Origin of the sequence: Phenylobacterium sp. NIBR 498073 (assembly GCF_027286305.1) — a bacterium.
Classification (GTDB): domain Bacteria; phylum Pseudomonadota; class Alphaproteobacteria; order Caulobacterales; family Caulobacteraceae; genus Phenylobacterium.
The window spans coordinates 866,251-891,392 of the sequence record NZ_CP114599.1; the positions used below are offsets into that span (position 1 = coordinate 866,251).

26 protein-coding genes are annotated in these 25,142 nt (G+C 69.3%); 8 read left to right on the forward strand and 18 right to left on the reverse strand.

Going from position 1 to position 25,142, the window contains the following annotated elements:
* Positions 1-10: 10 nt before the first annotated feature.
* The gene (locus tag O4N75_RS04400) at positions 11-400 is read left to right on the forward strand and encodes a DUF2784 domain-containing protein (protein WP_269628150.1); all 390 of its coding nucleotides are present in this window, start codon (positions 11-13) and stop codon (positions 398-400) included.
* Here the strand turns inward: O4N75_RS04400 and lepA are convergent.
* Positions 369-2,174 (reverse strand): translation elongation factor 4, encoded by a 1,806-nt coding sequence (gene lepA / locus O4N75_RS04405; RefSeq protein WP_267233407.1) that lies wholly within the window; start codon positions 2,172-2,174, stop codon positions 369-371. The two genes, O4N75_RS04400 and lepA, sit on opposite strands and share 32 nt — an antisense overlap.
* Positions 2,175-2,224: 50 nt before the next feature.
* The gene (locus tag O4N75_RS04410) at positions 2,225-2,845 is read right to left on the reverse strand and encodes a hypothetical protein (protein WP_269628151.1); all 621 of its coding nucleotides are present in this window, start codon (positions 2,843-2,845) and stop codon (positions 2,225-2,227) included.
* Between the two features lie 123 nt (positions 2,846-2,968).
* Here O4N75_RS04410 and O4N75_RS04415 point away from each other — a divergent pair, with 123 nt between their 5' ends.
* Together O4N75_RS04415 and O4N75_RS04420 are read left to right on the forward strand one after the other, a co-directional pair.
* On the forward strand, positions 2,969-3,604 hold the full coding sequence (locus O4N75_RS04415; protein WP_267233409.1) for a DUF1134 domain-containing protein: 636 nt from the start codon (positions 2,969-2,971) through the stop codon (positions 3,602-3,604).
* Positions 3,605-3,624: 20 nt separating this feature from the next.
* On the forward strand, positions 3,625-4,383 hold the full coding sequence (locus tag O4N75_RS04420) for an alpha/beta fold hydrolase (protein WP_269628152.1): 759 nt from the start codon (positions 3,625-3,627) through the stop codon (positions 4,381-4,383).
* A gap of 26 nt (positions 4,384-4,409) precedes the next feature.
* Here O4N75_RS04420 and O4N75_RS04425 read toward each other — a convergent pair whose 3' ends face one another.
* From O4N75_RS04425 to rpmI, 6 genes are all read right to left on the reverse strand, one after another.
* On the reverse strand, positions 4,410-4,955 hold the full coding sequence (locus O4N75_RS04425; RefSeq protein ID WP_269628153.1) for a TIGR00645 family protein: 546 nt from the start codon (positions 4,953-4,955) through the stop codon (positions 4,410-4,412).
* Positions 4,956-5,009: 54 nt separating this feature from the next.
* A complete protein-coding gene (gene pheT / locus O4N75_RS04430; protein ID WP_269628154.1) occupies positions 5,010-7,385 on the reverse strand; it encodes a phenylalanine--tRNA ligase subunit beta in 2,376 nt (791 codons plus the stop codon).
* Positions 7,382-7,786 (reverse strand): ASCH domain-containing protein, encoded by a 405-nt coding sequence (locus O4N75_RS04435; RefSeq protein ID WP_269628155.1) that lies wholly within the window; start codon positions 7,784-7,786, stop codon positions 7,382-7,384. The genes pheT and O4N75_RS04435 overlap by 4 nt, the downstream gene beginning before the upstream one ends.
* The gene (gene pheS / locus O4N75_RS04440; protein ID WP_269628156.1) at positions 7,786-8,904 is read right to left on the reverse strand and encodes a phenylalanine--tRNA ligase subunit alpha; all 1,119 of its coding nucleotides are present in this window, start codon (positions 8,902-8,904) and stop codon (positions 7,786-7,788) included. The genes O4N75_RS04435 and pheS overlap by 1 nt, the downstream gene beginning before the upstream one ends.
* Before the next feature lie 119 nt (positions 8,905-9,023).
* Entirely contained in the window at positions 9,024-9,380 is a 357-nt protein-coding gene (gene rplT / locus O4N75_RS04445; RefSeq protein WP_183771798.1) for a 50S ribosomal protein L20, read from the reverse strand.
* 13 nt (positions 9,381-9,393) lie between these two features.
* On the reverse strand, positions 9,394-9,594 hold the full coding sequence (gene rpmI / locus O4N75_RS04450) for a 50S ribosomal protein L35 (RefSeq protein WP_267233414.1): 201 nt from the start codon (positions 9,592-9,594) through the stop codon (positions 9,394-9,396).
* Positions 9,595-9,784: 190 nt separating this feature from the next.
* On the opposite strand from rpmI, the gene O4N75_RS04455 reads away from it, so the two are divergent.
* A complete protein-coding gene (locus tag O4N75_RS04455; protein ID WP_269628157.1) occupies positions 9,785-10,483 on the forward strand; it encodes a DUF1345 domain-containing protein in 699 nt (232 codons plus the stop codon).
* Between the two features lie 12 nt (positions 10,484-10,495).
* Here the strand turns inward: O4N75_RS04455 and O4N75_RS04460 are convergent, their stop codons facing one another.
* From O4N75_RS04460 to O4N75_RS04475, 4 genes are all read right to left on the reverse strand, one after another.
* The gene (locus O4N75_RS04460; protein WP_269628158.1) at positions 10,496-11,398 is read right to left on the reverse strand and encodes a DMT family transporter; all 903 of its coding nucleotides are present in this window, start codon (positions 11,396-11,398) and stop codon (positions 10,496-10,498) included.
* A gap of 35 nt (positions 11,399-11,433) precedes the next feature.
* Positions 11,434-12,639 carry an MFS transporter gene (locus O4N75_RS04465; protein WP_269628159.1) on the reverse strand — a complete coding sequence of 402 codons (1,206 nt, stop codon included), beginning with the start codon at positions 12,637-12,639 and terminating at the stop codon, positions 11,434-11,436.
* Complete coding sequence (locus O4N75_RS04470; protein WP_269628160.1) at positions 12,636-13,889, reverse strand: MFS transporter; 1,254 nt, start codon at positions 13,887-13,889, stop codon at positions 12,636-12,638. The genes O4N75_RS04465 and O4N75_RS04470 overlap by 4 nt, the downstream gene beginning before the upstream one ends.
* Before the next feature lie 182 nt (positions 13,890-14,071).
* Positions 14,072-15,028 (reverse strand): acetyl-CoA carboxylase carboxyltransferase subunit alpha, encoded by a 957-nt coding sequence (locus tag O4N75_RS04475; protein WP_269628161.1) that lies wholly within the window; start codon positions 15,026-15,028, stop codon positions 14,072-14,074.
* A gap of 93 nt (positions 15,029-15,121) precedes the next feature.
* On the opposite strand from O4N75_RS04475, the gene O4N75_RS04480 reads away from it, so the two are divergent.
* Complete coding sequence (locus O4N75_RS04480) at positions 15,122-15,727, forward strand: TetR/AcrR family transcriptional regulator (protein ID WP_269628162.1); 606 nt, start codon at positions 15,122-15,124, stop codon at positions 15,725-15,727.
* Positions 15,728-15,792: 65 nt separating this feature from the next.
* On the opposite strand, the gene infC is transcribed toward O4N75_RS04480, so the two are convergent.
* From infC to O4N75_RS04495, 3 genes are all read right to left on the reverse strand, one after another.
* Positions 15,793-16,314, reverse strand: a complete 522-nt coding sequence (infC, locus tag O4N75_RS04485) for a translation initiation factor IF-3 (protein ID WP_269628163.1) — start codon at positions 16,312-16,314, stop codon at positions 15,793-15,795.
* A gap of 114 nt (positions 16,315-16,428) precedes the next feature.
* Positions 16,429-17,403 carry a glycosyltransferase family 9 protein gene (locus tag O4N75_RS04490; RefSeq protein WP_269628164.1) on the reverse strand — a complete coding sequence of 325 codons (975 nt, stop codon included), beginning with the start codon at positions 17,401-17,403 and terminating at the stop codon, positions 16,429-16,431.
* The gene (locus tag O4N75_RS04495; RefSeq protein ID WP_269628165.1) at positions 17,403-18,581 is read right to left on the reverse strand and encodes a glycosyltransferase family 4 protein; all 1,179 of its coding nucleotides are present in this window, start codon (positions 18,579-18,581) and stop codon (positions 17,403-17,405) included. Before O4N75_RS04495 ends, O4N75_RS04490 begins: the two co-directional genes overlap by 1 nt.
* Positions 18,582-18,665: 84 nt before the next feature.
* Between O4N75_RS04495 and O4N75_RS04500 the strand changes: the two genes are divergently transcribed.
* Together O4N75_RS04500 and chrA are read left to right on the forward strand one after the other, a co-directional pair.
* Positions 18,666-19,412, forward strand: coding sequence for an alpha/beta hydrolase (locus tag O4N75_RS04500; RefSeq protein WP_269628166.1), 747 nt, complete (start codon positions 18,666-18,668; stop codon positions 19,410-19,412).
* Between the two features lie 3 nt (positions 19,413-19,415).
* Positions 19,416-20,753, forward strand: coding sequence for a chromate transporter (gene chrA, locus O4N75_RS04505; protein WP_269628167.1), 1,338 nt, complete (start codon positions 19,416-19,418; stop codon positions 20,751-20,753).
* 221 nt (positions 20,754-20,974) lie between these two features.
* Here the strand turns inward: chrA and O4N75_RS04510 are convergent, their stop codons facing one another.
* Together O4N75_RS04510 and O4N75_RS04515 are read right to left on the reverse strand one after the other, a co-directional pair.
* Complete coding sequence (locus tag O4N75_RS04510; protein ID WP_269628168.1) at positions 20,975-21,841, reverse strand: SDR family oxidoreductase; 867 nt, start codon at positions 21,839-21,841, stop codon at positions 20,975-20,977.
* 9 nt (positions 21,842-21,850) lie between these two features.
* Positions 21,851-22,720 (reverse strand): UTP--glucose-1-phosphate uridylyltransferase, encoded by an 870-nt coding sequence (locus O4N75_RS04515; RefSeq protein WP_269628169.1) that lies wholly within the window; start codon positions 22,718-22,720, stop codon positions 21,851-21,853.
* Positions 22,721-23,002: 282 nt separating this feature from the next.
* Between O4N75_RS04515 and O4N75_RS04520 the strand changes: the two genes are divergently transcribed.
* Positions 23,003-23,305 (forward strand): hypothetical protein, encoded by a 303-nt coding sequence (locus O4N75_RS04520; protein WP_269628170.1) that lies wholly within the window; start codon positions 23,003-23,005, stop codon positions 23,303-23,305.
* 4 nt (positions 23,306-23,309) lie between these two features.
* Here O4N75_RS04520 and glmS read toward each other — a convergent pair whose 3' ends face one another.
* On the reverse strand, positions 23,310-25,127 hold the full coding sequence (gene glmS, locus O4N75_RS04525) for a glutamine--fructose-6-phosphate transaminase (isomerizing) (RefSeq protein ID WP_269628171.1): 1,818 nt from the start codon (positions 25,125-25,127) through the stop codon (positions 23,310-23,312).
* Between the last annotated feature and the right edge of the window lie 15 nt (positions 25,128-25,142).

Here is a 25,142-nt window from a genome sequence, read left to right on the forward strand (position 1 = left end):
AGGATGAGGCATGGAATCCTTCGCCGTGCTGGTGCTGGCCGTGCACCTGGCGGTCATCGCCTTCAACCTGTTCGGCCTGGTCGCGATCCCGCTCGGCGCCTGGCGCGGCTGGGCGTTCGTGCGGGTGCGCTGGTGGCGGGCGCTGCATCTGGCCTCGCTCGCCGTCGTGGCGCTGCAGGCGCTGGCCGGCCGCGCCTGCTTCCTCACCATCTGGCAGGACGATCTGGCCGGCGCGGGGGAGGGGCCGCTGATCATGCGGGCGGTCAACAGCGTGATCTACTGGCCGCTGCCGATGTGGGCGTTCACCGCGGCCTACGCCGCGGTGTTCGTCTATGTGCTGGCGCTGTGGAAGCTGGTTCCGCCCAACCCTAGTCGGCGTCCATCTTCAGAGCGGCGATGAAGGCTTCCTGCGGGATCTCGACCTTGCCGAACTGGCGCATGCGCTTCTTGCCGGCCTTCTGCTTGTCCAGCAGCTTGCGCTTGCGGCTCATGTCGCCGCCATAACACTTGGCGGTGACGTCCTTGCGCAGGGCGCGGATGGTCTCGCGGGCCACGATCCGGCCGCCGATCGCCGCCTGCAGCGGGATCTGGAACTGGTGCGGGCTGATCAGGTCCTTCATCTTCTCGACCATGCCGCGGCCGCGGGTCTCGGCCCTGTCGCGGTGGACCAGCATCGACAGCGCGTCCACCGGTTCGCCGTTGACCAGGATCGACATCTTCACCAGATCGCCGACCCGATAGCCCTCGATCGCGTAGTCGAACGAGGCGTAGCCCTTCGAGACGCTCTTCAGCCGGTCGTAGAAGTCGAACACCACCTCGTTCAGCGGCAGGTCGTAGACCACCAGCGCGCGGCTGCCGACATAGCTCAGCTCCCGCTGCTCGCCGCGGCGGTCCTGGCAGAGCTTGATGACCGAGCCGAGGTACTCGTCCGGGGTCAGGATCGTCGCCTTGATCCACGGCTCGCTGATGTCGGCGATCTTCACCGGATCGGGCATGTCGGCCGGGTTGTGCAGCTCGATTTCCGTCCCGTCGGTCAGGTGGATCTTGTAGACGACGCTGGGCGCGGTCGCGATCAGGTCCAGATCGAACTCGCGGCTCAGGCGCTCCTGGATGATCTCCAGGTGCAGCAGCCCCAGGAACCCGCAGCGGAAGCCGAAGCCGAGCGCGGCGCTGGTCTCCATCTCGTAGGTGAAGCTGGCGTCGTTCAGGCGCAGGCGGCCGATGGCCGCGCGCAGGTCCTCGAAGTCGGCGGCGTCGACCGGGAACAGGCCGCAGAACACCACCGACTGGGCGACGCGGAAGCCGGGCAGGGAATGTTCGGTCTGGCGCTTTTCCTCGGTGATGGTGTCGCCGACGGCGGCGTCGGCCACCTGCTTTATCTGGGCGGTGATGTAGCCGATCTCGCCGGGGCCGAGCTCGGCGACCTCGGTCTGCTTGGGACGGAACACGCCGATCTTATCCACCTGGTGGGTGGCGCCGGCGTTCATCATCCGCACCTTCATGCCGGCCTTCAGCACGCCGTCGATGACCCGCACCAGCACCACGACGCCCAGGTAGGGGTCGTACCAGGCGTCGACCAGCAGCGCCTTCAGCGGCGCCTCGCGGTCGCCCTGCGGCGCGGGCAGGCGGGCGACCACGGCCTCCAGCACCTCGGCGATGCCTTCGCCGGTCTTGGCCGAGCACAGCACCGCGTCCGAGGCGTCGATGCCGATGACGTCCTCGATCTGCTGGCGCACCCGGTCGGGCTCGGAGGCCGGCAGGTCGATTTTGTTCAGGACCGGCACGATCTCGTGGTTGTTGTCGATCGCCTGGTAGACGTTGGCCAGGGTCTGAGCCTCGACGCCCTGCGAGGAGTCGACGACCAGGATCGAGCCTTCGCACGCGGCCAGCGAGCGGCTGACCTCATAGGCGAAGTCGACGTGGCCGGGGGTGTCCATCAGGTTGAGGACATAGGTCTCGCCGTCCTGGGCCTTGTACTCCAGGCGCACGGTCTGGGCCTTGATGGTGATCCCGCGCTCGCGCTCGATCTCCATGTTGTCGAGGACCTGCTCGGTCATCTCGCGCTTGGTCAGCGCGCCGGTCTCCTGGATGAGCCGGTCGGACAGGGTCGATTTCCCGTGGTCGATGTGAGCCACGATGGAGAAGTTGCGGATGCGGGACAGAGGCGTCGTCATGGTGGCCTGCCTCTAGCACATTCGGCGAATATCGCGAGCGCGGCGTCAATCTATGAGTGGGCGAGCGGGTGCTGGTCGACGAGCGTGAGCCGACCGACGCGCGTATCCTTCGCAAAGATGGCGCCCGGTGCGACGACGGCGTTGGCGCCGATGCGCGTGCCGTCGCCTGCCAAGGCGCCGAATTTCTCGACCTGGGTGTCGATCACGTCTTGGCCGAAGCGGATGCGGATGCGCTTGTCTTCAAGCTCGTTTCGATAGTTCGCCAGGATGCTGCCCGCCTCCAGGTTGACCGCGGCGCCTAGGATGCTGTCCCCGACAAAATTGAGGTGCGCGAGCTTCGAACCCTTGAACATGAAGGTGGTCTTGAGCTCCGCGGCGGGGCCGATGATGCAGTCGTCATCCATGAACACGCCGCCGCGCAGATAGGCGCTCGCGGCCACGAAGCATCGTGGGCCGATGATGGCCGGTCCCTTGACGACTGCGCCCGGCTCGACGCTCGCCGTCGCGTGGATCGCCACGTCGTTGGCGATCTCACAGCCAGCCGGCAGCTTCCCGATGGCCTCCAGCAGATGCGTCTCAGCATGCTGGATCACGCGCCACGGTGGTTCGGCGACATCGGCGAACAGTGAACTGGACCAACGCGCCACGTACTCGGCGACAACTATCGGCATGCTCGCTCCGGTCAGCTTCGGGCCGAAGACTGCGCCTTCGCATGGTTAATCGCCCGTTAAGCCTGGCCGCCGCATTCATGCCGTCTGGGGATATGAGGCTCGTTCACGCTTCAAGGGAATTTCATGGACCGCCGCACGCTGATTGTTTCGGGACTGGCCACGCTTGGAACCGCGGGCTGCGCCACCGCCCAGCCCGGTGGGCCTGCCGGGCCGGGTGAGCTGCCGCCGCCGAGCCCGAGCGCCACCGCCAATCCCAGCTATTCGACCGGCCAGGCCGAGACCTACAGCCGCGAGGAACTGGTCAACAACGTCTCCGATTTCCTCGGCGTCACCGCGGAGGCCGCCGGCGGCGCGGTCGAACGCGCCTTCCAGGACAATGGCCGGCCCACGGCCTACATCGCTGGCGAGGAAGCCTCCGGGGCCTTCGTGGGCGGCGCCCGCTATGGCCGCGGCCTGCTCTACATGAAGAACCGCCAGCCGATCGAAGTGTTCTGGCAGGGCCCGTCCGTGGGTTGGGACTTCGGCGGCAACGCCAGCCGCGTCTTCACCCTCTGCTACAATCTCCAGTACCCGGAAGTGATCTTCCAGCGGTTCCCTGGCGTCGAGGGCTCGGCCTATCTGGTCGCCGGTCTGGGCGTGAACTACCTGCGCTCGGACGACATTATCTTGGCTCCGATCCGCACCGGCGTCGGCGTCCGGCTCGGCGCCAATGTCGGCTATCTTGGATTCAGCCGGACTCGGCGCACCCTGCCCTTCTGAGGCGACGGGGGGGCGGCGCGATGCGGCCGGTCAGCGACACCAAGTGGATCCAATGCCAGACGCCGGCCGGCGACCTGCTGGTCTTCGCCGGCCGGCCCGAGCTTCGCGACCGCCACAAGTCGGTGGTGGTGCTGATCCACGACGTGCTCTCGACGCCGGGCTCGATGGCCCCCTGGTTCGCCCGCCTGGAGCCGGAGGCGGAGGTCATGCTGGCCACGCTGCCCGGCCACGGGACGGCGCCGCCGCTCTCGGCCCACGGCTGGGACGATCTCGTCAATGGAATGGGCCAGAGCCTGCGCACCGTGCTGCCCGGGCGGCGGGTGCTGGTGGCCGGGCTCGGTCTTGGCGGGCTGCTGGCCCTGGCGCTCAACGCCCGCGGCTACGCCGCCGTGGCGTTCGATCCGTTTTTCTCGACCGCCGGGCGCTGGCCGCTGGAGGTGGTGCTCGAACGCCGCGCCGCCCAGGGCGAGCTGCCCGTACCGGAGTTCCTGTTCGAAGCGCTCGGCTGGCGTGACGGGGCCATCGTCCAGAACCGCAGCTATGGCGGCCTGCTCGACCGGCTGAAGGCGCCGGCCCTGGTGGTTTGCGGCGACGTGCCGCTGGTTCCGCCCCGGGACCTGGCCATGGCCCCGTCGCTGATGGACGAGGCCGACCACGCCCTGGCGGCCGCCTATCCGAACCTGCGCATGCAGATCGCCGCAGGCTGCGGCCACGACGTGCTCAGCCAGGCGACCGACTTCTGCCGCGACATCATCCTCGACGAGCTGGCCCGCGCCTGAAGTCGAGAAGCCCGGGACGCCGGGCCTCAGTGCTTGTCGACCTTGGCCGCCAGCCAGTCCATCAGCGCCAGCAGCACGCCCGAGATCACGAAGGTCACGTGGATGACCACCAGCCACATCAGGCTGCGGTCCGACAGATCCTTGCCTTCCGACAGCTCCATGAACGCCTTGAGCAGCGCGATCGCCGAGATCGCGACGATCGAGGCGATCAGCTTCATCTTTAGGCCCGAGAAGTCGACCGTGCCCATCCAGCTCGGCCGGTCCTCGTCGTCGGCGGTGTCGATCTTGGAGACGAAGTTCTCGTAGCCCGAGAAGATCACGATCAGCAGCAGGTTGCCGGCCAGCGACAGGTCGATGAGCTTCAGCACCATCATGATCGCCTGGTTCGGCGTCATGGTCAGCAGGCCCGACAGCTCGTGCACCGCCTCGTTGAAGAAGACGACCAGCAACGCCATCAGCGCGCCGACCAGGCCCACATAGAAGGGGGCCATCAGCCAGCGCGAATGAAACAGTCCAGCTTCCAGCACGCGTTCGGCGGCGGGTTTGGGCTTGCGGCTAGGGGTGTTCGGCATGCGGTCGGGGTCTCTCCTTGGCTTTAGGGAGAGACCCCGAGGCGCAGTTTCACGTCAAGCGCGCAGCTTGGCGCTCACGGCCTTTTCAGCGGCGGCGACCACCTTGGCCGACAGCGCCTCGATCTCGGCGTCGGTCAGGGTCTTCTCCCGCGGTTGCAGCAGGATCTCCACCGCCACCGACTTGGAGCCTTCGGCGACGCCCTGGCCGCGATAGACGTCGAACACGCGGGCCTCCGTGATCAACGCCTTGTCGGCGCCGGCCACGGCCTTGATCAGGTCGCCCGCGGCTACCGCCTCGTCGACCACGAAGGCGAAGTCGCGCGACAGCGGCATCAGCGCCGACAGCTCCAGCGCCGGCTTGGTCTTGGTCGCCTTCTTCTTCGGCTCCGGCACGTTGTCGAGGATCAGCTCGAAGCCCAGCACCGGGCCTTCGACGTCCAGCGCCTTGAGGATGCGCGGATGGATCTCGCCGAACTCGACCAGCGCGTTCTTGCCCAGCCGCAGCGCGGCCGAACGGCCCGGGTGCCACCAGTCGGCCAGCCCGCCCTGGACCGTCTGCAGCGAGCCCGTGGGCGCGCCCAGGTCGTCCAGCAGCGACAGCACGTCGGCCTTCAGCTCGAACAGGGCGTCGGCGGCGCCGCCGTCCCAGCGCCGTGGCGCGTGCGGGGCGACGATGGCGCTGATCGCGGTCAGCTGGTCGGCCGGCTGGTCGCCCTTGTAGATCGGGCCGATCTCGAACAGCGCCACGTCGGGGAAGCCGCGCCGCGCATTGCGGCCGGCCGCCTCGATCAGGTTCGGCAGGATCGACGGCCGCATGCAGTCGAGGTCCGAGGCGATCGGGTTGGTGATCACCAGCTCGGGCGCGCCGCCGCCGAACAGGGCCGCGGTCTCGCGCTTGGTGAAGCTCCAGGTGATGGTCTCGGCATAGCCCTTGGCGGCCATCGCCCGGCGGCCGGTCCGCACGCGAGTTTGGCGCGCGGTCAGCACGCCGCCGGCCGGCTGCGCCATCTCGGGCAGGGGCGAGGCGGGCAGGGCGTCATAGCCCTCGATCCGCGCCACTTCCTCGACCAGGTCGGCCTTGCCCTCGACGTCGCGCCGCCAGGTCGGCGGAAAGACCTTGTCGCCGTCCAGGACGAAGCCCAGGTCGGTCAGGATCTGGTCGATGCGCGCGGCCGGCAGGTCCAGGCCCGACAGCTGCTTCACATAGGCCCGGTCGAAGACCACGGGGTCGGGCGCAGCGGGGGCCTCGCCGACCACGGTCACTTCCGAGGCCTCGCCGCCGCAGAGTTCGAGGATCAGCTTGGTGGCCAGCTCCAGGCCTGGGACCTGGCTCGCCGGATCGACCGTGCGCGCGAAGCGGTACTGCGCGTCCGAGGTGATCCCGGTCGTGCGGCCGGTCTGGGCGATGCGGATCGGGTCGAACCAGGCGCTTTCCACGAAGACGTCGGTGGTCTCTTCCGAGCAGCCGGTCGAGAGGCCGCCCATCACCCCGCCCAGACCGATCACGCCCGAACCGTCGGCGATGACGGTGATTTCCGGCGTCACCGCATAGGTCTTGCCGTCCAGCGCCTCGACGCTCTCGCCGTCCTTGCCGGCGCGGGCCTCGATGAAGCCGCCGGAGAGCTTGCCCGCGTCATAGACGTGCAGCGGCCGGGCGCGGTCGTAGGAGATCAGGTTGGTGACGTCGACCAAGGCGTTGATGGGGCGCAGGCCGATCGAGGTGAGCTTCTGCTGCAGCCAGGCCGGCGAGGGGCCGTTCTTGACGCCGCGGATCAGCCGGCCGGTGAACTGGCGGCAGCCGTCCGATCCGTCCAGGCGGATCTCGATCGGGTTGGCGAACTGGCCGGCCACCGGCGCGACCGAGACGTCCTTCAGCTTGCCCAGGCCCGCGGCGGCCAGGTCGCGGGCGATGCCGACCACGCCCAGCCAGTCGGGGCGGTTGGGGGTGACCTCGAAGTCGATCACCGCTTCCAGACCCAGCGCCTCGGCGACAGGCACGCCCACCGCCAGGCTGTCGGGCAGCTCCATGATGCCGTCGGACTCCGACGCCGTCTCCAGCTCCGAGGCCGAGCACAGCATGCCGTGCGAGACGACGCCGCGCACCGGCTTCTCGACCAGGGTCACGCCCAGGCCGGGCACATAGGCGCCGATCGGGGCGTAGACGACGGTGATCCCGGCCCGCGCGTTCGGCGCGCCGCAGACGATCTCCTTGCGCCCGTCGCGGGTGTCCACCTGGCAGACGCGCAGCCGGTCGGCGTTGGGGTGCTGCACCGCCTCGACGATCTTGGCGACCGAGAACGCGGCCAGCTTGGCGGCCGGGTCGTCGACGTGTTCGACCTCCAGTCCGGCCATGGTCATGGCGTCGACGACCTGCTGCGTGGTCGCGTCGGTTTCGAGGTGGTCTTTCAACCAGGAGAGCGTGAACTTCATTGATCGGCTCCTTCGCCGATGATCTCGACCAGGCGGAAGCGTTCGCACCAGAGCATCATGTCGGGTGCGAAGGCGCCTTCGCGGGTGAAACAGTCTTCGTGGACGGCGGCCCAGTGGGCGTAGCTCAGGTCGCCTTCGCCTTCTTCGGCGGCGAAGTCGTCTGGAACCTCGTCGAACCGCCGCTGGACCAGTTCAGTGGACTCGATGACGACGCAGGGCGCGCCCGCGCCGTCGAGCACCACATAGCGGGCGCCGGCTGCGCTGCCCTTCAGCCCCTGCGACGCCGGCCAGCAGGTCGCGGTCTTCCTGCCCTGGAGCACCAGGGCCAGAAGCTCGTCGGCCATCGCCGGGCTGTCGCCGAAAGCAAAGTGCTCCAGCGTGCTGTAGGCGCTTGCGGGCATCAGCTCAGGCCAGAGGCCTGGTTCGGCGCCGCATAGGGGCTGAAGCCGTAGTGCTCCAGCCAGCGCACGTCGCTGGCGAACATGTCGCGCAGGTCGGGCATGCCGTACTTCAGCACCCCCAGCCGGTCGACGCCGCAGCCGAACGCGAAGCCCTGCCAGACGTCCGGGTCCAGGCCGCAGTTGCGCAGCACGTTCGGGTGCACCATCCCGCAGCCGAGGATCTCCAGCCAGTCGGTTCCCTGGCCGATCTTCACCTCGCCGCCGGAGCGGTCGCACTGGACGTCCATCTCGGCGCTCGGCTCGGTGAACGGGAAGTGGTGCGGGCGGAAGCGGGTGACCACCTCGGGCGTCTCGAAGTAGCGCGACAGGAAGGTCTCCAGCGTCCACTTCAGGTGGCCCATGTGGATGGCCTTGTCGATCACCAGGCCTTCGATCTGGTGGAACATCGGCGTGTGGGTCTGGTCTGAGTCCTTGCGGAACGTGCGGCCCGGCACGATCACCCGGATCGGCGGCTCCCCATTTCCTGAAGGAGGGCCGTTGGCGATCCAACCCGGCAGCTTCTCGTTGACCTTGTGCATGACCCGCACCTGCACCGGGCTGGTGTGGGTGCGCAGCACCTTGCGCTCGCCGTTGGCGTCCTCCGGCAGGAAGAAGGTGTCGTGCATCTCCCGCGCCGGGTGCTTGGGCGGGAAGTTCAGGGCCGTGAAGTTGTTGAAGTCGGTCTCGATGTCCGGGCCCTCGGCGACCGAGAAGCCCATCTCGGCGAACACCGCGATCATCTCGTCCATGACCTGCATGGTCGGATGCACGCTGCCCTTGCGGCGCGGCGGCGCCGGCAGGGTCAGGTCGACCTTCTCGGCCGCCAGCTTGGCGTCGAGTTCGGCCGCCTCCAGCACCTGCTTGCGCGCGGCGATGGCGGCCTGGACCCGGTCGCGCAGGCCGTTGATCTGCGGGCCGCGCTCGCGCCGCTCGTCGGGGCTCATGCCCCCCAGCGACTTGAGCAGGTCGGAAATGGAGCCGGACTTGCCGAGGGCGGAGACGCGCACGGCCTCAAGGGCGGCGGCGTCGCCCGCGCCGTCGACGGCGGCGAGGATGTCAGCTTCGAGTTGGGCGGTCATGACGGGCTGCTCTAAGGGATCGAATGGAGCGCGGGAAGCGGAGACAGCAAAAAGCCCTCCGGCGGTCCTCGCCGGAGGGCTTCTCGATTGCTCAGTTAAGTCTGTCGACTCAAACGGCCTCAAGCCAGCGCGGCGCGAACCTTGTCGGCGATGGCCTTGAACCCGGTGGGATCGTTACCCGCGATGTCCGAGAGGACCTTGCGGTCGATTTCGATCCCGGCCTTGTCCAGGCCGAAGATAAACTGCGAGTAGGTGAAGCCTTCCAGGCGAGCCGCAGCGTTGATGCGCTGGATCCACAGCGAACGGAAGTTGCGCTTGCGGACCTTGCGGTCGCGGTAGGCGTACTGACCGGCCTTGTCCACGGCCGCCTTGGCGGCGCGGATGGTGTTCTTGCGGCGCCCGTAGAAGCCCTTGGCTTGCTCGAGAACCTTCTTGTGCTTGGCGTGGGCGACAACGCCCCGTTTCACGCGAGCCATGTGTCAGTTCTCCTTAAAGGCCGTAGGGGAGCCAAAGCTTGACGATCTTGGTGTCAGCTTCGGTCATCACCTTGGTGCCGCGGTTCTGACGGATGTACTTCGCGTTGTGGCTGATCAGGCGGTGACGCTTGCCAGCGACGCCGGCCTTCAGCTTGCCGGTCGCGGTCATTTTGAAGCGTTTTTTAACGCCCGACTTGGTCTTCAACTTCGGCATTTCTCTGCGGAGCCTTGCGACCCCGTCCTCTGGCGTATTGATGAGCCGCCCTGGCATGCCTTTGGCCAGACGACTCCGAAGAGCGGGGCGTTTACGCGAAAGGGTGAGGGAAGGCAAGGCTTTGAGTCGGGTGCGGCGACTCGCCTGGGGCTGTCATATAGTCGTGACGCCCGCCTGGAACGAGGGTCCGATGACGCTGACGCCAGCCCCGCAAGCGCCCCGGCGGCGCATGCTCGGAACCTTCGTGGCGCGGCCGCGGCTGCTCGTCGCCGCCGCCGCGGGCCTGGCCGTCTGGACCGCTTGCCTGCTGATCCCCAGCGGCCTCAGCACGGTGACCACGGCGATTCTCGCCTGGGACGCCACCTGCCTGACCTTCATCGCCCTGGCGTTCCGCATGATGTGGGGCGCCGACTCTGCGCGGATGCGGGCGGTCGCCGCCACCCAGGACCAGGGGCAGGGGGTGATCCTCGCCCTGGTCATCGCCGCCGCCGCGGCCAGCATCTGGGTCATCGCCAAGGAGCTCTCGGCCGCCAAGGCCGATGTCGGCCTGGTCAAGGCGCTGCGGGTGATGCTGGTCTTCGCGACCGTCGCCGCGTCCTGGTTCATGGTCCAGCTGATCTTCGCCCTGCATTATGCGCACGAGTACTACGCGCCGGACGACGACACCCCGCGCGACGCCGGCGGCCTGCTGTTCCCCGGCGGCGAGGAGCCCGACTACTGGGACTTCCTGCACTTCTCGGTGGTCATCGGCGTGGCCAGCCAGACCGCCGACATCGCCTTCACCTCCAAGGAGCTGCGGCGCATCGGCACGGTCCACGGCGTCGTCGCCTTCACCTTCAACACCGTGGTCCTGGCCCTGACGATCAACCTTCTGGCCGGCCTGTTCTGAGCTTTCTCGTCGCTAGGGCGCGACCGCGCCTTCGTCGGCCAGCTCACGCGCCGCCGGATCGGTCAGGATCACCCCGACCGAGGCGGCGATGATCAGCCCGATCGCCAGCCATTGCGAGAGCGCCAGATACTCGCCCAGGATCAGCAGCCCGGCCACCGCCCCGGCCGCCGGCTCCAGGCTCAGCATGACCCCGAAGCTGCGTTTGGGAATGCCGCGCAGGGCGATCATCTCCAGCGAGTAGGGGATGGCGCTCGATACGATCGCCACCACCAGCCCCAGGGCCAGCAGCTTCGGGTCGAACAGCGCCGCGCCCGCCTCGATCAGGCCGAACGGCACGACGATCAGCGCCGCGGTCGTCATGCCCAGCGCCACCGACTGCCCTGCCGGCAGGTGGCCGGTCCGCTTGCCCAGCACGATATAGAGCGCCCAGCACACCGCCGCGGCCGCCGCGAAGCCCACCCCGACCGGGTCGAGCGCATGGGCCGCGTCGCGCAGCGGCAGGAGCAGCAGGAGGCCGAGGGCGGCCAGCCCGATCCAGACGAAGTGGATCGGGCGGCGCGCATGGACCAGGGCCAGGCTCAGCGGCCCGATGAACTCGATGGCGATGGCCAGCCCCAGCGGAATGGTGCGGATCGCCATGTAGAAGGAGAGGTTCATCAGCCCCAGGACCGCGCCGTACAGGGCCAGCCGGCCGAGATCGTCGCGGGTCAGCGGCTGGCGCCAGGGTCGCCAGATCAGGCAGAGCAGCAGCGCCGAGAATCCGACGCGATAGGCGGTCGCCCCCTGCGCGCCGACCAGCGGGAACAGCTGCTTGGCGAACGAGGTGCCCGCGCACAGCGACACGATCGCCCCGATCAGCGCCGCATAGGGGATCAGGGCGCGCGGCGCGGCGGCGTGTGCGGGGGATCGGGACATGGCGGCGACCTATTAGCGGAAGCGGCCCCCTCGCGTCACGCCGGCCGCGGCGACCGCTTCATGATCTGCAAGGCCATCACGGCGGCCGGCACGATCAGGATCGCCGTCACCACGAAGGCCGCGCCCGGATCGACCAGCGAGAACAGCTGGCCAGCGAAGATCGGCCCGCCGATCCGCGCCAGGGCCATGTTCGACATGTTGAGCCCCAGGGTCTCCCCCTGCCGCTCGGGCGGCGCGGCCTGCGAGATCAGCGCCGTCAGGCAGGGAAAGCAGATCGACTGGCCGAAGCAGACGAAGGCGAACCCGACCATCGCCACCGGCCAGTTGGGCGAGAAGAACTGGAAGAGCATGCCGATCCACATCGCCGCCAGGCCCGCCGTGAGGACCAGCGCCTCGCCGTGGCGGCGCACCAGCATTCCGGTCACCACCGCCTGGCAGAAGGCGCCCAGCACCCCGATGCCCATGAAGGCGAAGCCGATCTCGCGCGGGCCCCAGTTGAACCTGTGCTCTGTCCACAGGCCGTAGGTCGCTTCGATCCCGGCGAAGCCCGAAATGACCACGAAGCTGATCAGCATCACCCGCAGGATGATCGGGTGGGCCAGCGAGGCGCGCAGCACCTCCCGCCGGTTCGGCTGCGGGCCCCGGCGCGGCTCGGGCCGGCTCTCGCGCACGAATGCGAAGACCGCCAGCGCCGACAGCAGTCCAAAGCCCGCCGCCGCGAACAGCGGGATGTGGAAGCCCAGCGGTCCGAGCTCGGGCCGCGCCAGCAGCCCGCCCAGCGCCGGCCCGACCATGAAGCCGAGCGAGAAGGCCGAGCCCATCAGCCCCATCTTCGCGGCCCGCTCCTCGGGCCGGGTGATGTCGGCCAGCGCACCCTGCAGGGTCGAGATGTTGCCCGACAGGAAGCCGCCGACGAACCGCGCGGCGAAGGCCAGCCAGATGTTCGGCGCGAAGGCCAGCGCCACATAGGCCAGCGCCCCGCCGGCGATGGTGACCATCAGCACCGGGCGGCGGCCGAGCCGGTCGGACATCCGGCCCCAGAACGGCTCGCCCAGGAACTGCCCGAACGAGAAGGCCGAGAACAGGATGGCGATCTGCCAGGCTGGGGCGTCCAGCGACTTCCCGAAGAACGGCAGCAGCGGGATCACCAACCCGAAGCCGGCGATGTTGAGAAAGATCACCGACAAGAGGACGACCAGCGCCCGGTTCTCCTCCGCGCGCGAGGCGGCGGGCGGGCTCATGGCCCGGCGGCCGCGTCGTCCTGCCCCGCGGCGGCGACCTGGGCGCGGTGGGCGACGACCCGCCGGCTGGCGGCCAGCGCCAGGAAGATCGCCGGCGCCACCACCAGCGCGCCCAGGACGAACGGGCCGTTGATGTTCACCGGGAAGATCAGGCCCGCGCAGAACGGCCCCACCACCCGCGCCAGCGCGCCGGTGGCGTTGTTGAGCCCGAGGATCTGGCCCTGGCGGTGCGGGTCGGCGGTCTGCGAGATCATCGCCCCGACGTTGGGCCAGGCGACCGACTGGCCGATGGCGGTCAGGCACATCAGCGCGATGACCATCGGCATGTTGATCGAGAACGGCTGGCTGGCCGCCGCGATCACGGTCAGCCCCATGCCGATCGCCAGCATCTTGCCCTCGCCGTAGCGCTCGGACAGCCGGCCGGTGATGAAGGTCTGGGTCAGGGCCGCGGCGACGCCGGTGAAGGCGAAGACGATGCCGATCTCGCGCGGGCCCCAGTCGAACTTGGCCTGGGCCCAGAGCCCGAAGGTGCTTTCGATGCCGGTGAAGGCGAAGCCGACCATGAAGGTCAGCAGCATCAGCCGTCCGATGATCGGGCTGCCGACCACCTCGCTCAGCGCGCCCCAGCGGCTCGGCCGGTGGGTGATGGCCTTCTCGCGGGTCTTGCTCTCGCGGATGAAGACGATGATCGCCGCCACGCACAGCGCCGCCAGGCCCGAGGCGATGAACAGCGGCACCTGGAAGCCGATCGGCCCCATGTTCGGATGGGCGAAGATACCGCCGATCGACGGCCCGACGATCAGCCCGACGTTCCAGGCCGCGCCCTGGTAGGATAGCTGCCGGGCCCGCTTCTCGGGCGGGGTGACGTCGGCGATGTAGCCCTGGATGACCGCGCCGTTGCCGGCCGCCAGCCCGCCGATCAGCCGGATCACGAACGCCGCCCAGATGTTCGGGGCGAAGGCCAGCGCCAGGTAGCACAGGCAGTTGCCCATGATCGTCGAGATCAGCAGCGGCTTGCGGCCGTACTTGTCCGACAGCCGGCCCCAGAACGGCTCGCCGAAGAACGCGCCCACCGAATAGGCCGAGAAGATCAGCGCGATCTGCCAGGCCGGCGCGTCGAACGACTTGGCGTAGAACGGCAGCAACGGGACGATGATCCCGAAACCGAGCATGTTGATGAAGATGACGGCGATCAGGGACGGCGCCGCCCAGCGGGAGGGGGCCGTCTCCCGCGAAGCGGTGTCGGACATTTGAACGCTGTTAAGCGGACCCGCGTGACGCCGCAAGTCCGACCTCGGCGCTTGGTCGTTGTCGTCTGCGGGTGCGGCTCCTAGGTCGCAGTATGGCGCTCAGGCCAGTCGGATTATGGAGACTTGAGGGAGGCGAATGGTCGCGCTCAGCCGCCACCGGCGCGCGCCTCGCCATTCGCACCTTAGTCCAGGCCGCGCCGGCCGATGGCGTAGAACCGCGCTCTCCGCTGCGCGCGCAGGGCCGCCGGGTCGAGACCCTCCAGGGCGTCGAGTTCTTCCGCCAGCGCATCGCCCACCGACCTGACCGTCGCTTCCTTGTCGGCGTGGGCGCCGCCCGGCGGCTCGGCCACCACCCGGTCGACGATGTTCAATCGCAACAGATCCTGCGCGGTGATCTTCATGGCGCTGGCCGCCTCGCCAGGGGTGCGGGCCCCGCGCCAGAGGATCGAGTTGGCGCCTTCCGGGCTGATCACCGAATAGACCGAGTGCTCGAGGATCAGCACCTTGTTGGCCGCCGCCAGGGCCAGCGCCCCGCCGGACCCGCCTTCGCCGGTGATCACCGCGACATTGGCGACGCCCAGCGACAGTCCCCGCTCGATGGAGCGGGCGATGGCCTGCGCCACGCCGCGTTCTTCCGAGGCCGCGCCGGGATAGGCCCCGGCGGTATCCGCGAAGCTGACGACCGGCAGGTTGAAGCGCTCGGCCAGGTCCATCAGCCGGACCGCCTTGCGATACCCCTCCGGGCGGGCAGCTCCGAAGTTGTGCTTCAGCCGGGATGCGGTGTCGTGGCCCTTCTCGATGCCGATCGCCACCACCGGCCGCCCGCGGAAGCGGCCCAGCCCGCCGATGATCGTCTGGTCGTCGCCGAAGCCGCGGTCGCCGCGCAGCTCGACGAACTCCTCGATCAGTCCGGACAGGTAGTCGACGCAGTGCGGGCGTCCGGGGTGGCGGGCCACCTGGGTCTTCTGCCAGGCGTCGAGGCTGCGGTAGGTGTTCCGGCGCAGCTCGTCGGCCCGCGCCTTCATCGCCTCCAGCTCGGCCTCCAGGGCGCCCGACCCGAGCGTTTCGGCGAGCCTGGCCAGATCGGCGATCTTGGCTTCGAGCTCGGTGATCGGCCGTTCGAATTCTAGAGTGTTCAAGTGCGCCTCATGATTTGCCGAGGCGAAGGGTAGGGGCGCGGTTCAGCCTCTGTTACTCGACTTTCCATGTCGGCGATGAGGGCGGGGGTTCGGATGAGCGGCGTTGAAAACACTCGCAAAACGCCGCGGCAGCCGCGGGCGAAGCACTCGGTCGACGTCGTGCTCGAGGCCGCCGCTCAGCTTTTGGAGGCGACCGGCGAGGCCGGCTTCAACACCAACGCCGTGGCCGAACGGGCCGGGGTCAGCATCGGCACGCTCTATCGCTACTTCCCCGACAAGGCCTCGATCCTGCGGGCCTTGGCGCAGCGCGAGACCGAGGCGCACCGAAGCGCGGTGATGGCGGTGCTGGACGGCGGCAGTCCGGGCGTGGCGCGCGACCGGGCGATCATCCGGGCCTTCGTCCAGGCCTTCGCCGGCCGCACGAAGGCCCGGCGGATCGCCGTCTCGGCGATGCTGGCCCACGCCGACCACGGCGAGTTGGCGGCGCGGTTCACGGCCGTGGAGCACGGCATGCACGACGCCGAGGGCCGTCCGCTGACGAAGGTGCAGGCCTTCGTGCTCGGCCGGGCGGTGCAGGGCGCGATGCGGGCGGCCGTGCTCGAAGGCGCCGACTTCCTCGAGAGCCAGGAGTTCGAGGACGAGCTGGTGCGCCTGGGCCGCGCCTATCTGGGCTATTCGGTAGGGAAACGGGGCGGCTAGCGGCCTCAAACGAAAACGGCCGCCCGGGAGGGCGGCCGTTCGTCGATCTGTCGATGAACTCGAACCTAGCGCGGCGCCAGGATCATGATCATCTGGCGGCCTTCCATGCGCGGCTCGTACTCGACCTTGGCCACTTCGTCGAAGTCGGCTTTGACCTTCTGCAGCAGCTTCATGCCGAGCTCCGGGTGCGCCAGTTCGCGACCGCGGAAGCGCAGGGTGACCTTCACCTTGTCGCCTTCGTCGAAGAACCGGTGCATCGCCTTGGTCTTCACTTCGTAGTCGTGAATGTCGATGTTCGGACGGAGTTTGATCTCCTTGATCTCGACGACCTTCTGGCGCTTGCGCGCTTCGTTCTTCTTCTTCTGCTCCTGGAACTTGAACTTGCCATAGTCCAGGATCTTGCAGACCGGCGGATCCGCGTTCGGCACGATCTCGACCAGGTCGAGGCCGGCTTCTTCAGCGGCCTCCATGGCGGCCGACGTCGGCATCACGCCCTGCTTCTCGCCGTGCTGGTCGATAAGCAGAACCTTGGGGACGCGGATCTCATCATTGATGCGCGGTCCGTCTTTGACGGGCGGCGCCTGCATCGGGCGGCGAATAGGCTTTCGCTCCTAGAGCTGTTGAAACACGTGCGGCCGGCAGCGCGGGGCTCCGGTCGGGCAGCCATATATGACGAAGGCCATGCCCCCAATCAAGCGGTGCTAGGCTTGAGGCAGCAATGCGTTCGCCGCCTGTAGGACCTCGGCCACAGAAAGATCGCTCAGGCTGCCCGAGCGCAGCACCGTCACATGGCCGCGCGGGGCGGCCAGTTCCGGGTCCGAGGCGCTGGAGAACAGCACCACGGTCGGGGCGCCGGTCGCCGCGGCCAGGTGCAGCGGGCCGGTGTCGTTGCCGACCACCAGCGCGGCCTTGGCGCCCAGCATGGCGACCTTGGCGAAATCGGTGCGTCCGGTCAGGTCGCGGACATGACCGACCTCGCGCTGGATCTGCCGGGCCAGGGCGCTTTCCTGCGGGCCGCCGATGATGACGATGTCGTAGCCGCGCTCGGCCAGGATCTTGCCCAGCTGACCGTAGCGTTCGGCGCTCCAGCGCTTGTCCAGCCGGTGGGCCGAGCCGCCGGGCACGAACAGGGCGTAGGGCTTGGGCCTGACCCCGCCCGGCACCGGCCGCGTCTGGCTCGGCTTGGGCAGCACCCACGACAGGTCCGGCCCCGGCGCGCTGCCGGGTTCGGTCGGGGCGTCGGGCCAGATGCCGGCGTACTTCAGCTGGTCGGCGTGGCGCTCCAGCGTGTGCATCCGGTTGCGGTTGGGGTTCTTGTGCGGCAGCGAGCAGCCGGCCGCGATCCCCGACCATTCCGGCGGGAACGGCGCCAGCAAATGGAAAATCCGCGCCGACTGGGCCGAGGTCTGCAGGTCGTAGACCCGGTCGTACTTGGCCGCCTTGATCCGCTTGCGCAGGGCCAGCCACTCGCCCAGGCCTTCCGGCCGCCCGTCGGTCTCAACCGCGTTGAAGTACGGGCAGGCCTTGGCCAGGCTCTCGAACGGCGGGGTGGTGAGGAGGGTGATGTGCGCCCGCTTGTGGACCTGGCGGATCTTCTTCATCGCCGCCAGCGCCAGCACGAAGTCGCCCAGGGCTGACAGCTTGATGACCAGGATCTTCTTGATCTCGCGCGACATCAGCCCTGGAATCCCGAATTGCGGGCCGCCAGCACGCGGGCGTAGGCGTCCAGCGTCGCCTCGCACATGGCGTCGACCGAATAGAGCCGCCGCGCGCGGTTCGCCGCCGCCTGGCCCATGGCCGCCAGCCGCGGGCCGCCCATATCGATCGCCTTGCCCATGGCCGTGGCCCAGGCGTCGGGATCGTCGACCTTGACCAGCCAGCCGGTCTCGCCGTTCAGCACCGTCTCGGTGGTGCCGCCATGGTCGGAGGCCAGCACCGGCTTGCCCATCACCTGCGGCTCGACCGCGGTGCGGCCGAACGATTCCGGCTTGGTGGTGGGCAGCATGGCGATGTCGCAGATCTGGTAGGCGGCCGGCATGTCGTCGCAATGGCCGACCAGCCGCACATGTTCCGACAGGCCCGCCGCGACGATCGCCGCCTCGACCTCCTCGCGATAGCCGGTGCGGCCCTGGTCGTCGCCGGCGAACAGGATCAGGAAGTCCTCGACCCCGTCCTCGCGCATCCGCCGCGCGGCCTCGATGATCAGCAGGTGGCCCTTGATCCGGGTCAGCCGGCCGGCCAGCAGCAGCTTCACCCGCCGGTCGCGAGCCTCCACGCCCCAGGCCTCGCGCAGCGCCTGCACGCGCTCGGGCGTCACCCAGCTCGGGTTGAAGCGCTCCAGGTCGATGCCGCGCGGGATCGAGACGATCTTGTCGGGATCGAGCTTGTGCTCGGCCAGCACGTGGTCGCGGGTGTAGTCGGAATTGGCGATCACCAGATCGCCGCGGGTCATCACCGCGTTGTACCAGCGCTTGACGCTGTTCTTGGCCCCGTAGACGCCGTGATAGGTCGCTACGAACGGGGTACGGGTCGCCTGCGCCGCCCACAGCGCCGAGAACGCCGGGGCGCGGCTGCGGGCGTGGACGATCGACACCTTCTCCTTGCGGATCAGGTCGACCAGCCGTGCGGCGTTGCCGAGCATCACCAGCGGGTTCTTGGTCTGCACCGGCATCTGGGCCAGCCGCCCGCCGTCGGCCTCCAGCCGCGCGGCCATGCGCCCGCCGCGGGTCGCGACCAGCGCCTTGCCGCCGGCGCGCACGACCGCGTTGGCCACGTCGATGGTGGTCTGTTCGGCCCCGCCGGTCTCGAGTTCCGGCACGACCTGCAGGAGAGTGAAGTCTGGGGGAAGCGTCACGGGGTTCTGCATAGCGCAAGCCTCGGTTTGGTAAACCCTCTGCGCGCGCTTAACGATGTCACATCCGCGCGTTATGACCAGCTCATGGCTGAGACGAGCGGATTTCTGGAGCGGCCCGACGGGGCGAAACTGGCCTGGCGCGCGGTCGCCGGCGCGGGCCCCACCGTGGTCTGGCTGGGCGGCTTCCGCTCCGACATGGCCGGAACCAAGGCGCAGGTCCTCGCCGATTGGGCCCAGGCCCGGGGCCGCGCCTATGTCCGCTTCGACTATTTCGGCCACGGCGAGTCGCAGGGCGACTTCGCCCAGGGCACGATCACCCGCTGGCGCGACGACGCCCTGGCCGTGCTGGAGGCGCTGGTCGAGGGCCCGGCCGTGCTGGTCGGCTCGTCGATGGGCGGCTGGATCTCCTGCCTGGTCGCGGGCGCCGTCCCGCAGCGGGTGGCGGCCATGGTGCTGATCGCCCCGGCCCCTGACTTCACCGAAAAGCTGATGGCCCCGGAGATGACCGCCGCCGACCGCGCGCAGATGGCGGCGACCGGCGTCTGGTTGCGCCCCTCCGACTACGGCGAGCCCTATCCCATCGCCCGCGAGCTGCTGGAGGACGGGGCCCGCTGGTCGATCCTGCCCGGCCCGGTCAACATCGACTGTCCGGTCCGCATCCTGCAGGGCGGGGCCGATCCGGACGTGCCCTGGCGCCACGCGCTGGAGCTGGCCCAGGCGATCCGCGGCGACGACGTGGTCTTCAGCCTGATCAAGGACGGCGACCATCGGCTGTCGCGGCCTCAGGATCTCGCCCGCCTCACCGCCGCCCTCGACGAGCTCGGCGCCTAGCGCATGGCGCCGTCCCAGATCCCCAGCTTCTGGGAGGCGGCGCGGGTCTGGGCCCGCATCGGCGCTCTCAGCTTCGGCGGCCCGGCCGGCCAGATCGCCCTGATGCACAAGGTGCTGGTCGAGGAGCGCGGCTGGATCGGCGAGCGGCGGTTCCTGCACGCCCTCAACTACTGCATGCTGCTGCCGGGGCCCGAGGCCCAGCAACTGGCGACCTATGTCGGCTGGCTGATGCACCGCACCGCCGGCGGCCTGCTGGCCGGGCTGCTGTTCGTGATCCCCGGCGCTCTGGTCATGCTCGGCCTCAGCATCGCCTACGTGCTGCTCGGCGCCACGCCGCTGGCCGCCGCCCTGTTCCTGGGCGTGAAGTCGGCGGTGCTGGCCATTGTCGTCGAGGCGGTGCTCCGCGTCGGGCGCCGGGCGCTGAAGACCCGCGCCGCCGTGCTGATCGCCGCCGCCGCCTTCCTCGCGCTCTACGCCCTGCGGGTTCCATTCCCGCTGGTCATTCTGGCCGCGGGCCTGCTCGGCTGGTTCGCCCCGACGCTGATCGCCCCGTCGGCCCAGGGCGATGAGGCGCCCGACGCCCCCGACCTGGTCGACGCCGTGCAGGCGGCCGGGCAGGGCGGCCACCTGACCCCCTCGCGCGGCCGGGCGCTGCGGGTGCTGGCGGTCTGGCTGCCGATCTGGCTCGGCCCGCTGGTCGCGCTCTTGCTGCTAACCGGCGAGGCCAGCGTCTGGACCCGGCTGGCCGGGTTCTTCTCGACGATGGGCGTGGTCACCTTCGGCGGCGCCTATGCGGTGCTCTCCTATGTCGCCCAGGCCGCCGTCGAGGGCTTCGGCTGGCTGCGGCCCGGCGAAATGGCCGACGGCCTCGGCCTGGCCGAGACCACGCCAGGACCGCTGATCCTGGTGCTGCAGTTCGTCGGCTTCCTGGCCGCCTACCGCGAGAGCGGCGACCTCGATCCGCTGCTGGCCGGCGCGCTCGGAGCCCTGCTGACCACCTGGGTGACCTTCGCGCCGTGCTTCCTGTGGATCTTCCTCGGCGCGCCCTATGTCGAGGCCCTGCGCGGCCACCGCGCCGCCGCCGCCTCGCTCGGCGCCATCACCGCCGCCGTGGTCGGCGTCATCGCCAACCTCGCCCTGTGGTTCGGCCTGCACCTGCTGTTCGGCCAGGTGGTGCGGCTCGGCGGCGGGGGCCCCGACGTCCCGGTCCTGGCCAGCTTCGACTGGCGCCCGGCCCTGCTGGCGGCCGCAGCCGCACTCGCCATGCTGCGCTTCAAGGCCGGCCTGACCCCGACCCTGATCGCCTGCGCCCTCGGCGGTCTGGCGCTCGGGCAAATCTAGTTCCGCCCCTCCTGGGGGAGGCGGCGCGTATGCTTCGGTGTCATCCCGGTTTCGGCCGTCAGGCCGAAGACCTGGACCCATGAACGCCGGATCCAGTCAGCTCCGCCTCACCCCTTTTCTGCATGTCGGCGCGAATGGGTCCCGGTCTTGCTTCGCAAACCGGGATGACACCGCTTAGCAATCGAGGACATGTGCGATAGCCCCGCGACGTGGGGGAGCAACTAAGTCTGGCGCTCGCCGGCCAAAATCGCCGCCAGCCCCTCGCGATAGGTCGGGTAGGCCGGCCGCCAGCCCAGCTCGGCCTTGGCCCGCGCATTCGAGACCCGGCGGTTCTCGCGGTAGAACCGCTGCGCCTTGACCGGCAGGGCCTCGATGTCCAGCGGCGTCAGCGGCGGTTCAGGCAAACCCAGCAGGCGCGCCGCATAGGCGATCACCGCGCTGTTGGCCGCCGGCTCGTCGTCGACCAGGTTGTAGATCCCGCCGGCCCGCGGCCGCGCGATCGAGGCTTCCAGCCCCGCCGCCACGTCGTCGACATGCACCCGGCCGACCACATGCCCCGGCGCGTCGTAGCGCTTGGCCCGCCCCTCGCGCAGCCGCTCGAACGCCGAGCGGCCGAGGCCGTAGATTCCGGGCAGCCGGTGTACGGTGACGGTCAGGCCCATGCCGCGGCCGACCTCCAGCCAGTCGCGCTCGGCGGCCACCCGCCGCGCGCCCTCCGGCGATTGCGCGGCCAGGCGGCTGTCCTCGAACGCCCAGCCGCCGCGCCGGTCGCCATAGACGCCGGTGGTTGAGAGATAGCCGATCCAGTCGGGAAACGCCCCGGCCTTGGCCAGGGCCGGAACCAGCACCTGCAGCGCCGGGCAGCCCTCCGGCCCCGGCGGCGGCGTCACCAGCACCGCCTGCACGTCGGCCAGCCGCTCGGCGATCGCCTGCTTGTCCTCCGCGGGCAGGGGCTCGACGCCCTCGGCGCGCATCGCCTTGGCGGCGGACGGGTCGCGCCAGGTGGCCGCCACGTCCCAGCCGGCCGCCGCCATCCGCCGCGCCAGGGCGCGTCCGACGAAACCGTAGCCGTAGACTAGCAGTCGCACGGTTGCCTCCTAGAGCAGGTCCCCGATGGCCTTGCGGGCGGCGTCGGCGAACTCGGGGCGCTGCAGCGCAAAGGCGACATTGGCCCGCAGCAGGCCGATCTTGTCGCCGCAGTCAAAGGTGGTCCCGTCGTACTCCAGGGCGTGGAAGTCCTGGTCCTTCATCAGCTCGAGCATGGAGTCGGTCAGCTGGATCTCGCCGCCCGCGCCCTTGCCCTGGCGCTCCAGCAACGGGAAGATTTCGGGCTGCAGGATATAGCGGCCGGAGATGATCAGGTTCGACGGCGCGGTTCCCTGTTTGGGCTTCTCGACCATGGCGGTCATCCGGTTCAGCCGGCCCTCGCGCTGGTCCAGGGCGACGATGCCGTACTTGTGGGTCTCGCTGTCGGGCACCGGCTCGACCACGACGATGTTGCCGCCGACCTGCTCATAGGCGGCGACCGCCTGGGCCAGGGCCGGGGTCTGCGCGGCCATCAGCATGTCGGGCAGGATCACCGCGAACGGCTCGTCGCCGATGATGTCGCGGGCGCACCAGACCGCATGGCCCAGGCCCAGCGGCGCCATCTGGCGGATGAAGCTCATCGAGCCGGGCGGCAGGATGTCCCGCCGCACCTCGGCCAGGACGTCGGTCTTGCCCTTGGCCTCCAGCGCGCCCTCGATCTCCGGGTTGCCGTCGAAATAGTCCTCGATCGCGCCCTGGCCGCGGCTGGTGATGAACACGAAGTGCTCGATGCCGGCCGCCCGCGCCTCCTCGATCACATAGGACAGGATCGGTCGGTCGAAGACGTTCAGCAGGTTCTTCGGCGTGGCGCGCGCCACGGGCAGGACCCGGGTTCCCAGTCCAGCCACCGGCAGCACGGCCTTGCGCACGCGTTTGGTCATCCAAGCTCTCCCGCATTCCCCCGTACGGGATGCTCGATTGGCGAGGCCGCAACATGCCAGCCGAATGTGGACATCAGGTTTCGGCTAAGCTCGGCATCGCACGTTGGAAGAGCTTTTCAACCGATAGAGTTGCCTGAAAGCTAAGGTTTGTGAGTCGGCGCGTCAGCTCAAGCTGAGTTGAAGGGCGCTGTTTCAAAGGTGTTTCGTGATCGGCGGGCCGGAACTCACGAGGCCGTGAACGGTTCACGAGGCGCATTGGCAGTTCGAAATGGAGGGCATTCCATGAAACTTCGCACCTACACCGGTCTCATCGCGGCTTCGGCGATGGCCTTGACCTTGGCCGCCTGCGGCAAGAAGGCGGAGGAGGCGACCCCGGCCGCCGATACGACCGTGACTCCGCCAGCCGACAGCATGGCCGCGACCCCGCCGGTCGACGCCATGACCGCTACGCCGCCGGCGACCGGCTCGATGGCGACCACGCCGCCGGCTGATTCCATGAGCGCGACGCCGCCGGCCGCCGGTTCGATGGCGGCGACCCCGCCGCCGGCGACCGAAGTCCCGCCGGCGACCCCGCCGGCCAAGTAGGCCGCTACTCGACGGTCACCGACTTGGCCAGGTTGCGCGGCTGGTCGACATCCGCGCCCTTCTGGACGGCCACGTAATAGGCCAGCAACTGGATGGGCGCGGAGAAGACCAGCGGCGCGATCAGCGGATCGCAGGTCGGGGCCACGACGATCTTGACGCCCTTGGGCGCGCGCGCCGCGCCCTCGGCGTCGGTGATCAGCAGGATCGGGCCGCCCCGGGCCATCACCTCGCTCATGTTCGACATGGTCTTTTCGAAGAGGCCGTCGCTCGGGGCGATGACGATGACCGGGGTGGCCTCGTCGATCAGCGCGATCGGTCCGTGCTTCAGCTCGCCGGCGGCATAGCCCTCGGCGTGGATGTAGCTGATTTCCTTGAGCTTCAGGGCCCCTTCCAGGGCCAGGGCCGACATCGCCCCGCGGCCGAAATAGAGCACGTCCCGGGCCTTGGCCAGTTCCGGCGTCAGGGCGCGGATCGCCTCTTCGGCCTTGATGGATTCGGCGATCAGGCGAGGGGCTTCCAGCAGCAGTTTCGACAGCCGCGCTTCCTCCGCCGCGTCGATGTGGCCGCGCGCAGCCGCCGCTGCGACCGCCAACGCCGCCAGGGCGGTGACCTGGGCGGTGAAGGCCTTGGTCGAGGCGACGCCGATCTCGGGCCCGGCATGGGTCGGGAACAGCACGTCGGCTTCCCGCGCCATGGTGGATTCGTGGACGTTGACCACCGCGGCGGTCTTCAGGCCCTGGCTCTTGCACCAGCGCAGCGAGGCCAGGGTGTCAGCGGTCTCGCCCGACTGCGAGACCATCACCGCCAGCGTGCCCGGGGTCACCGGCGGCTCGCGGTAGCGGAACTCCGAGGCGACGTCGATGTCGACCGGCAGCCGCGCCAGGCGCTCGAACAGATAGCGGCTGATCAGGCCGGCGTAAAAGGCGGTGCCGCAGGCGACGATCTGCAGACGGTCGATCTTGGCGAAATCGACGCCGTCGGGCGCGGTCGCCGTGCCTGACACCGGGTCGATATAGGCCGACAGCGTGCGCTGCACGGCGTCCGGCTGGTCATGGATCTCTTTTTCCATGAAGTGGCGGTAGTTGCCCTTCTCGACCAGGGCGGCGGACGCCGAGACCACCTGCGTCTTGCGCTCCACCGGCCGGCCGGTCTCGTCGAAGATGCGCGCGCTCTTGTGGTCGATGGCGACGTAATCGCCCTCGTCCAGATAGGCGATCTTGTTGGTGAACGGGCCGACCGCCAGGGCGTCGGAGCCGATGAACATCTCGCCGTCGCCATAGCCGACCACCAGCGGGCTGCCGCGGCGCGCGCCCATCACCAGGTTGTCCTCGCCCTCGATCAGCACCCCGATGGCGTAGGCGCCGGTCAGCCGGTCGAGCGTGGCCTTCAGCGCCGCCAGCGGCTCCAGGCCGGTGGCCAGCTCGGAATCCAGCAGTTGGGCGATGACCTCGGTGTCGGTGTCGCTCTCGAACGTCCGGCCGGCCGCTTCCAGCTCGTGGCGCAGTTCGGCGAAGTTCTCGATGATGCCGTTGTGGACCAGGGTCACCTTGCCGGCGGTGTGCGGGTGGGCGTTGCGCTCCGACGGCGCGCCGTGGGTCGCCCAGCGGGTATGGCCGATGCCGACGCTGGCGTTCAGCGGATCGCTGGCGAGTACGTCTTCCAGCGCCCGGATCTTGCCCTTGGCGCGGCGGCGCTCGACCTTGCCGCCGACCACGCCGGCGATGCCGGCGCTGTCATAGCCGCGGTATTCCAGGCGCTTGAGGCTGTCGAGCAACCGGTCCTGGACCTGGATGTTGCCGACGATGCCGATGATGCCGCACATGCCGCCCTAGTTCCT

Coding starts and splice junctions, on each gene's coding strand:
- O4N75_RS04400 (WP_269628150.1), top strand. CDS start 11: ATGGAATCCTTCGCCGTGCTGGTGCTGGCCGTGCACCTGGCGGTCATC.
- lepA (WP_267233407.1), bottom strand. CDS start 2,174: ATGACGACGCCTCTGTCCCGCATCCGCAACTTCTCCATCGTGGCTCAC.
- O4N75_RS04410 (WP_269628151.1), bottom strand. CDS start 2,845: ATGCCGATAGTTGTCGCCGAGTACGTGGCGCGTTGGTCCAGTTCACTG.
- O4N75_RS04415 (WP_267233409.1), top strand. CDS start 2,969: ATGGACCGCCGCACGCTGATTGTTTCGGGACTGGCCACGCTTGGAACC.
- O4N75_RS04420 (WP_269628152.1), top strand. CDS start 3,625: ATGCGGCCGGTCAGCGACACCAAGTGGATCCAATGCCAGACGCCGGCC.
- O4N75_RS04425 (WP_269628153.1), bottom strand. CDS start 4,955: ATGCCGAACACCCCTAGCCGCAAGCCCAAACCCGCCGCCGAACGCGTG.
- pheT (WP_269628154.1), bottom strand. CDS start 7,385: ATGAAGTTCACGCTCTCCTGGTTGAAAGACCACCTCGAAACCGACGCG.
- O4N75_RS04435 (WP_269628155.1), bottom strand. CDS start 7,786: ATGCCCGCAAGCGCCTACAGCACGCTGGAGCACTTTGCTTTCGGCGAC.
- pheS (WP_269628156.1), bottom strand. CDS start 8,904: ATGACCGCCCAACTCGAAGCTGACATCCTCGCCGCCGTCGACGGCGCG.
- rplT (WP_183771798.1), bottom strand. CDS start 9,380: ATGGCTCGCGTGAAACGGGGCGTTGTCGCCCACGCCAAGCACAAGAAG.
- rpmI (WP_267233414.1), bottom strand. CDS start 9,594: ATGCCGAAGTTGAAGACCAAGTCGGGCGTTAAAAAACGCTTCAAAATG.
- O4N75_RS04455 (WP_269628157.1), top strand. CDS start 9,785: ATGACGCTGACGCCAGCCCCGCAAGCGCCCCGGCGGCGCATGCTCGGA.
- O4N75_RS04460 (WP_269628158.1), bottom strand. CDS start 11,398: ATGTCCCGATCCCCCGCACACGCCGCCGCGCCGCGCGCCCTGATCCCC.
- O4N75_RS04465 (WP_269628159.1), bottom strand. CDS start 12,639: ATGAGCCCGCCCGCCGCCTCGCGCGCGGAGGAGAACCGGGCGCTGGTC.
- O4N75_RS04470 (WP_269628160.1), bottom strand. CDS start 13,889: ATGTCCGACACCGCTTCGCGGGAGACGGCCCCCTCCCGCTGGGCGGCG.
- O4N75_RS04480 (WP_269628162.1), top strand. CDS start 15,122: ATGAGCGGCGTTGAAAACACTCGCAAAACGCCGCGGCAGCCGCGGGCG.
- infC (WP_269628163.1), bottom strand. CDS start 16,314: ATGCAGGCGCCGCCCGTCAAAGACGGACCGCGCATCAATGATGAGATC.
- O4N75_RS04490 (WP_269628164.1), bottom strand. CDS start 17,403: ATGTCGCGCGAGATCAAGAAGATCCTGGTCATCAAGCTGTCAGCCCTG.
- O4N75_RS04500 (WP_269628166.1), top strand. CDS start 18,666: ATGGCTGAGACGAGCGGATTTCTGGAGCGGCCCGACGGGGCGAAACTG.
- chrA (WP_269628167.1), top strand. CDS start 19,416: ATGGCGCCGTCCCAGATCCCCAGCTTCTGGGAGGCGGCGCGGGTCTGG.
- O4N75_RS04515 (WP_269628169.1), bottom strand. CDS start 22,720: ATGACCAAACGCGTGCGCAAGGCCGTGCTGCCGGTGGCTGGACTGGGA.
- O4N75_RS04520 (WP_269628170.1), top strand. CDS start 23,003: ATGAAACTTCGCACCTACACCGGTCTCATCGCGGCTTCGGCGATGGCC.
- glmS (WP_269628171.1), bottom strand. CDS start 25,127: ATGTGCGGCATCATCGGCATCGTCGGCAACATCCAGGTCCAGGACCGG.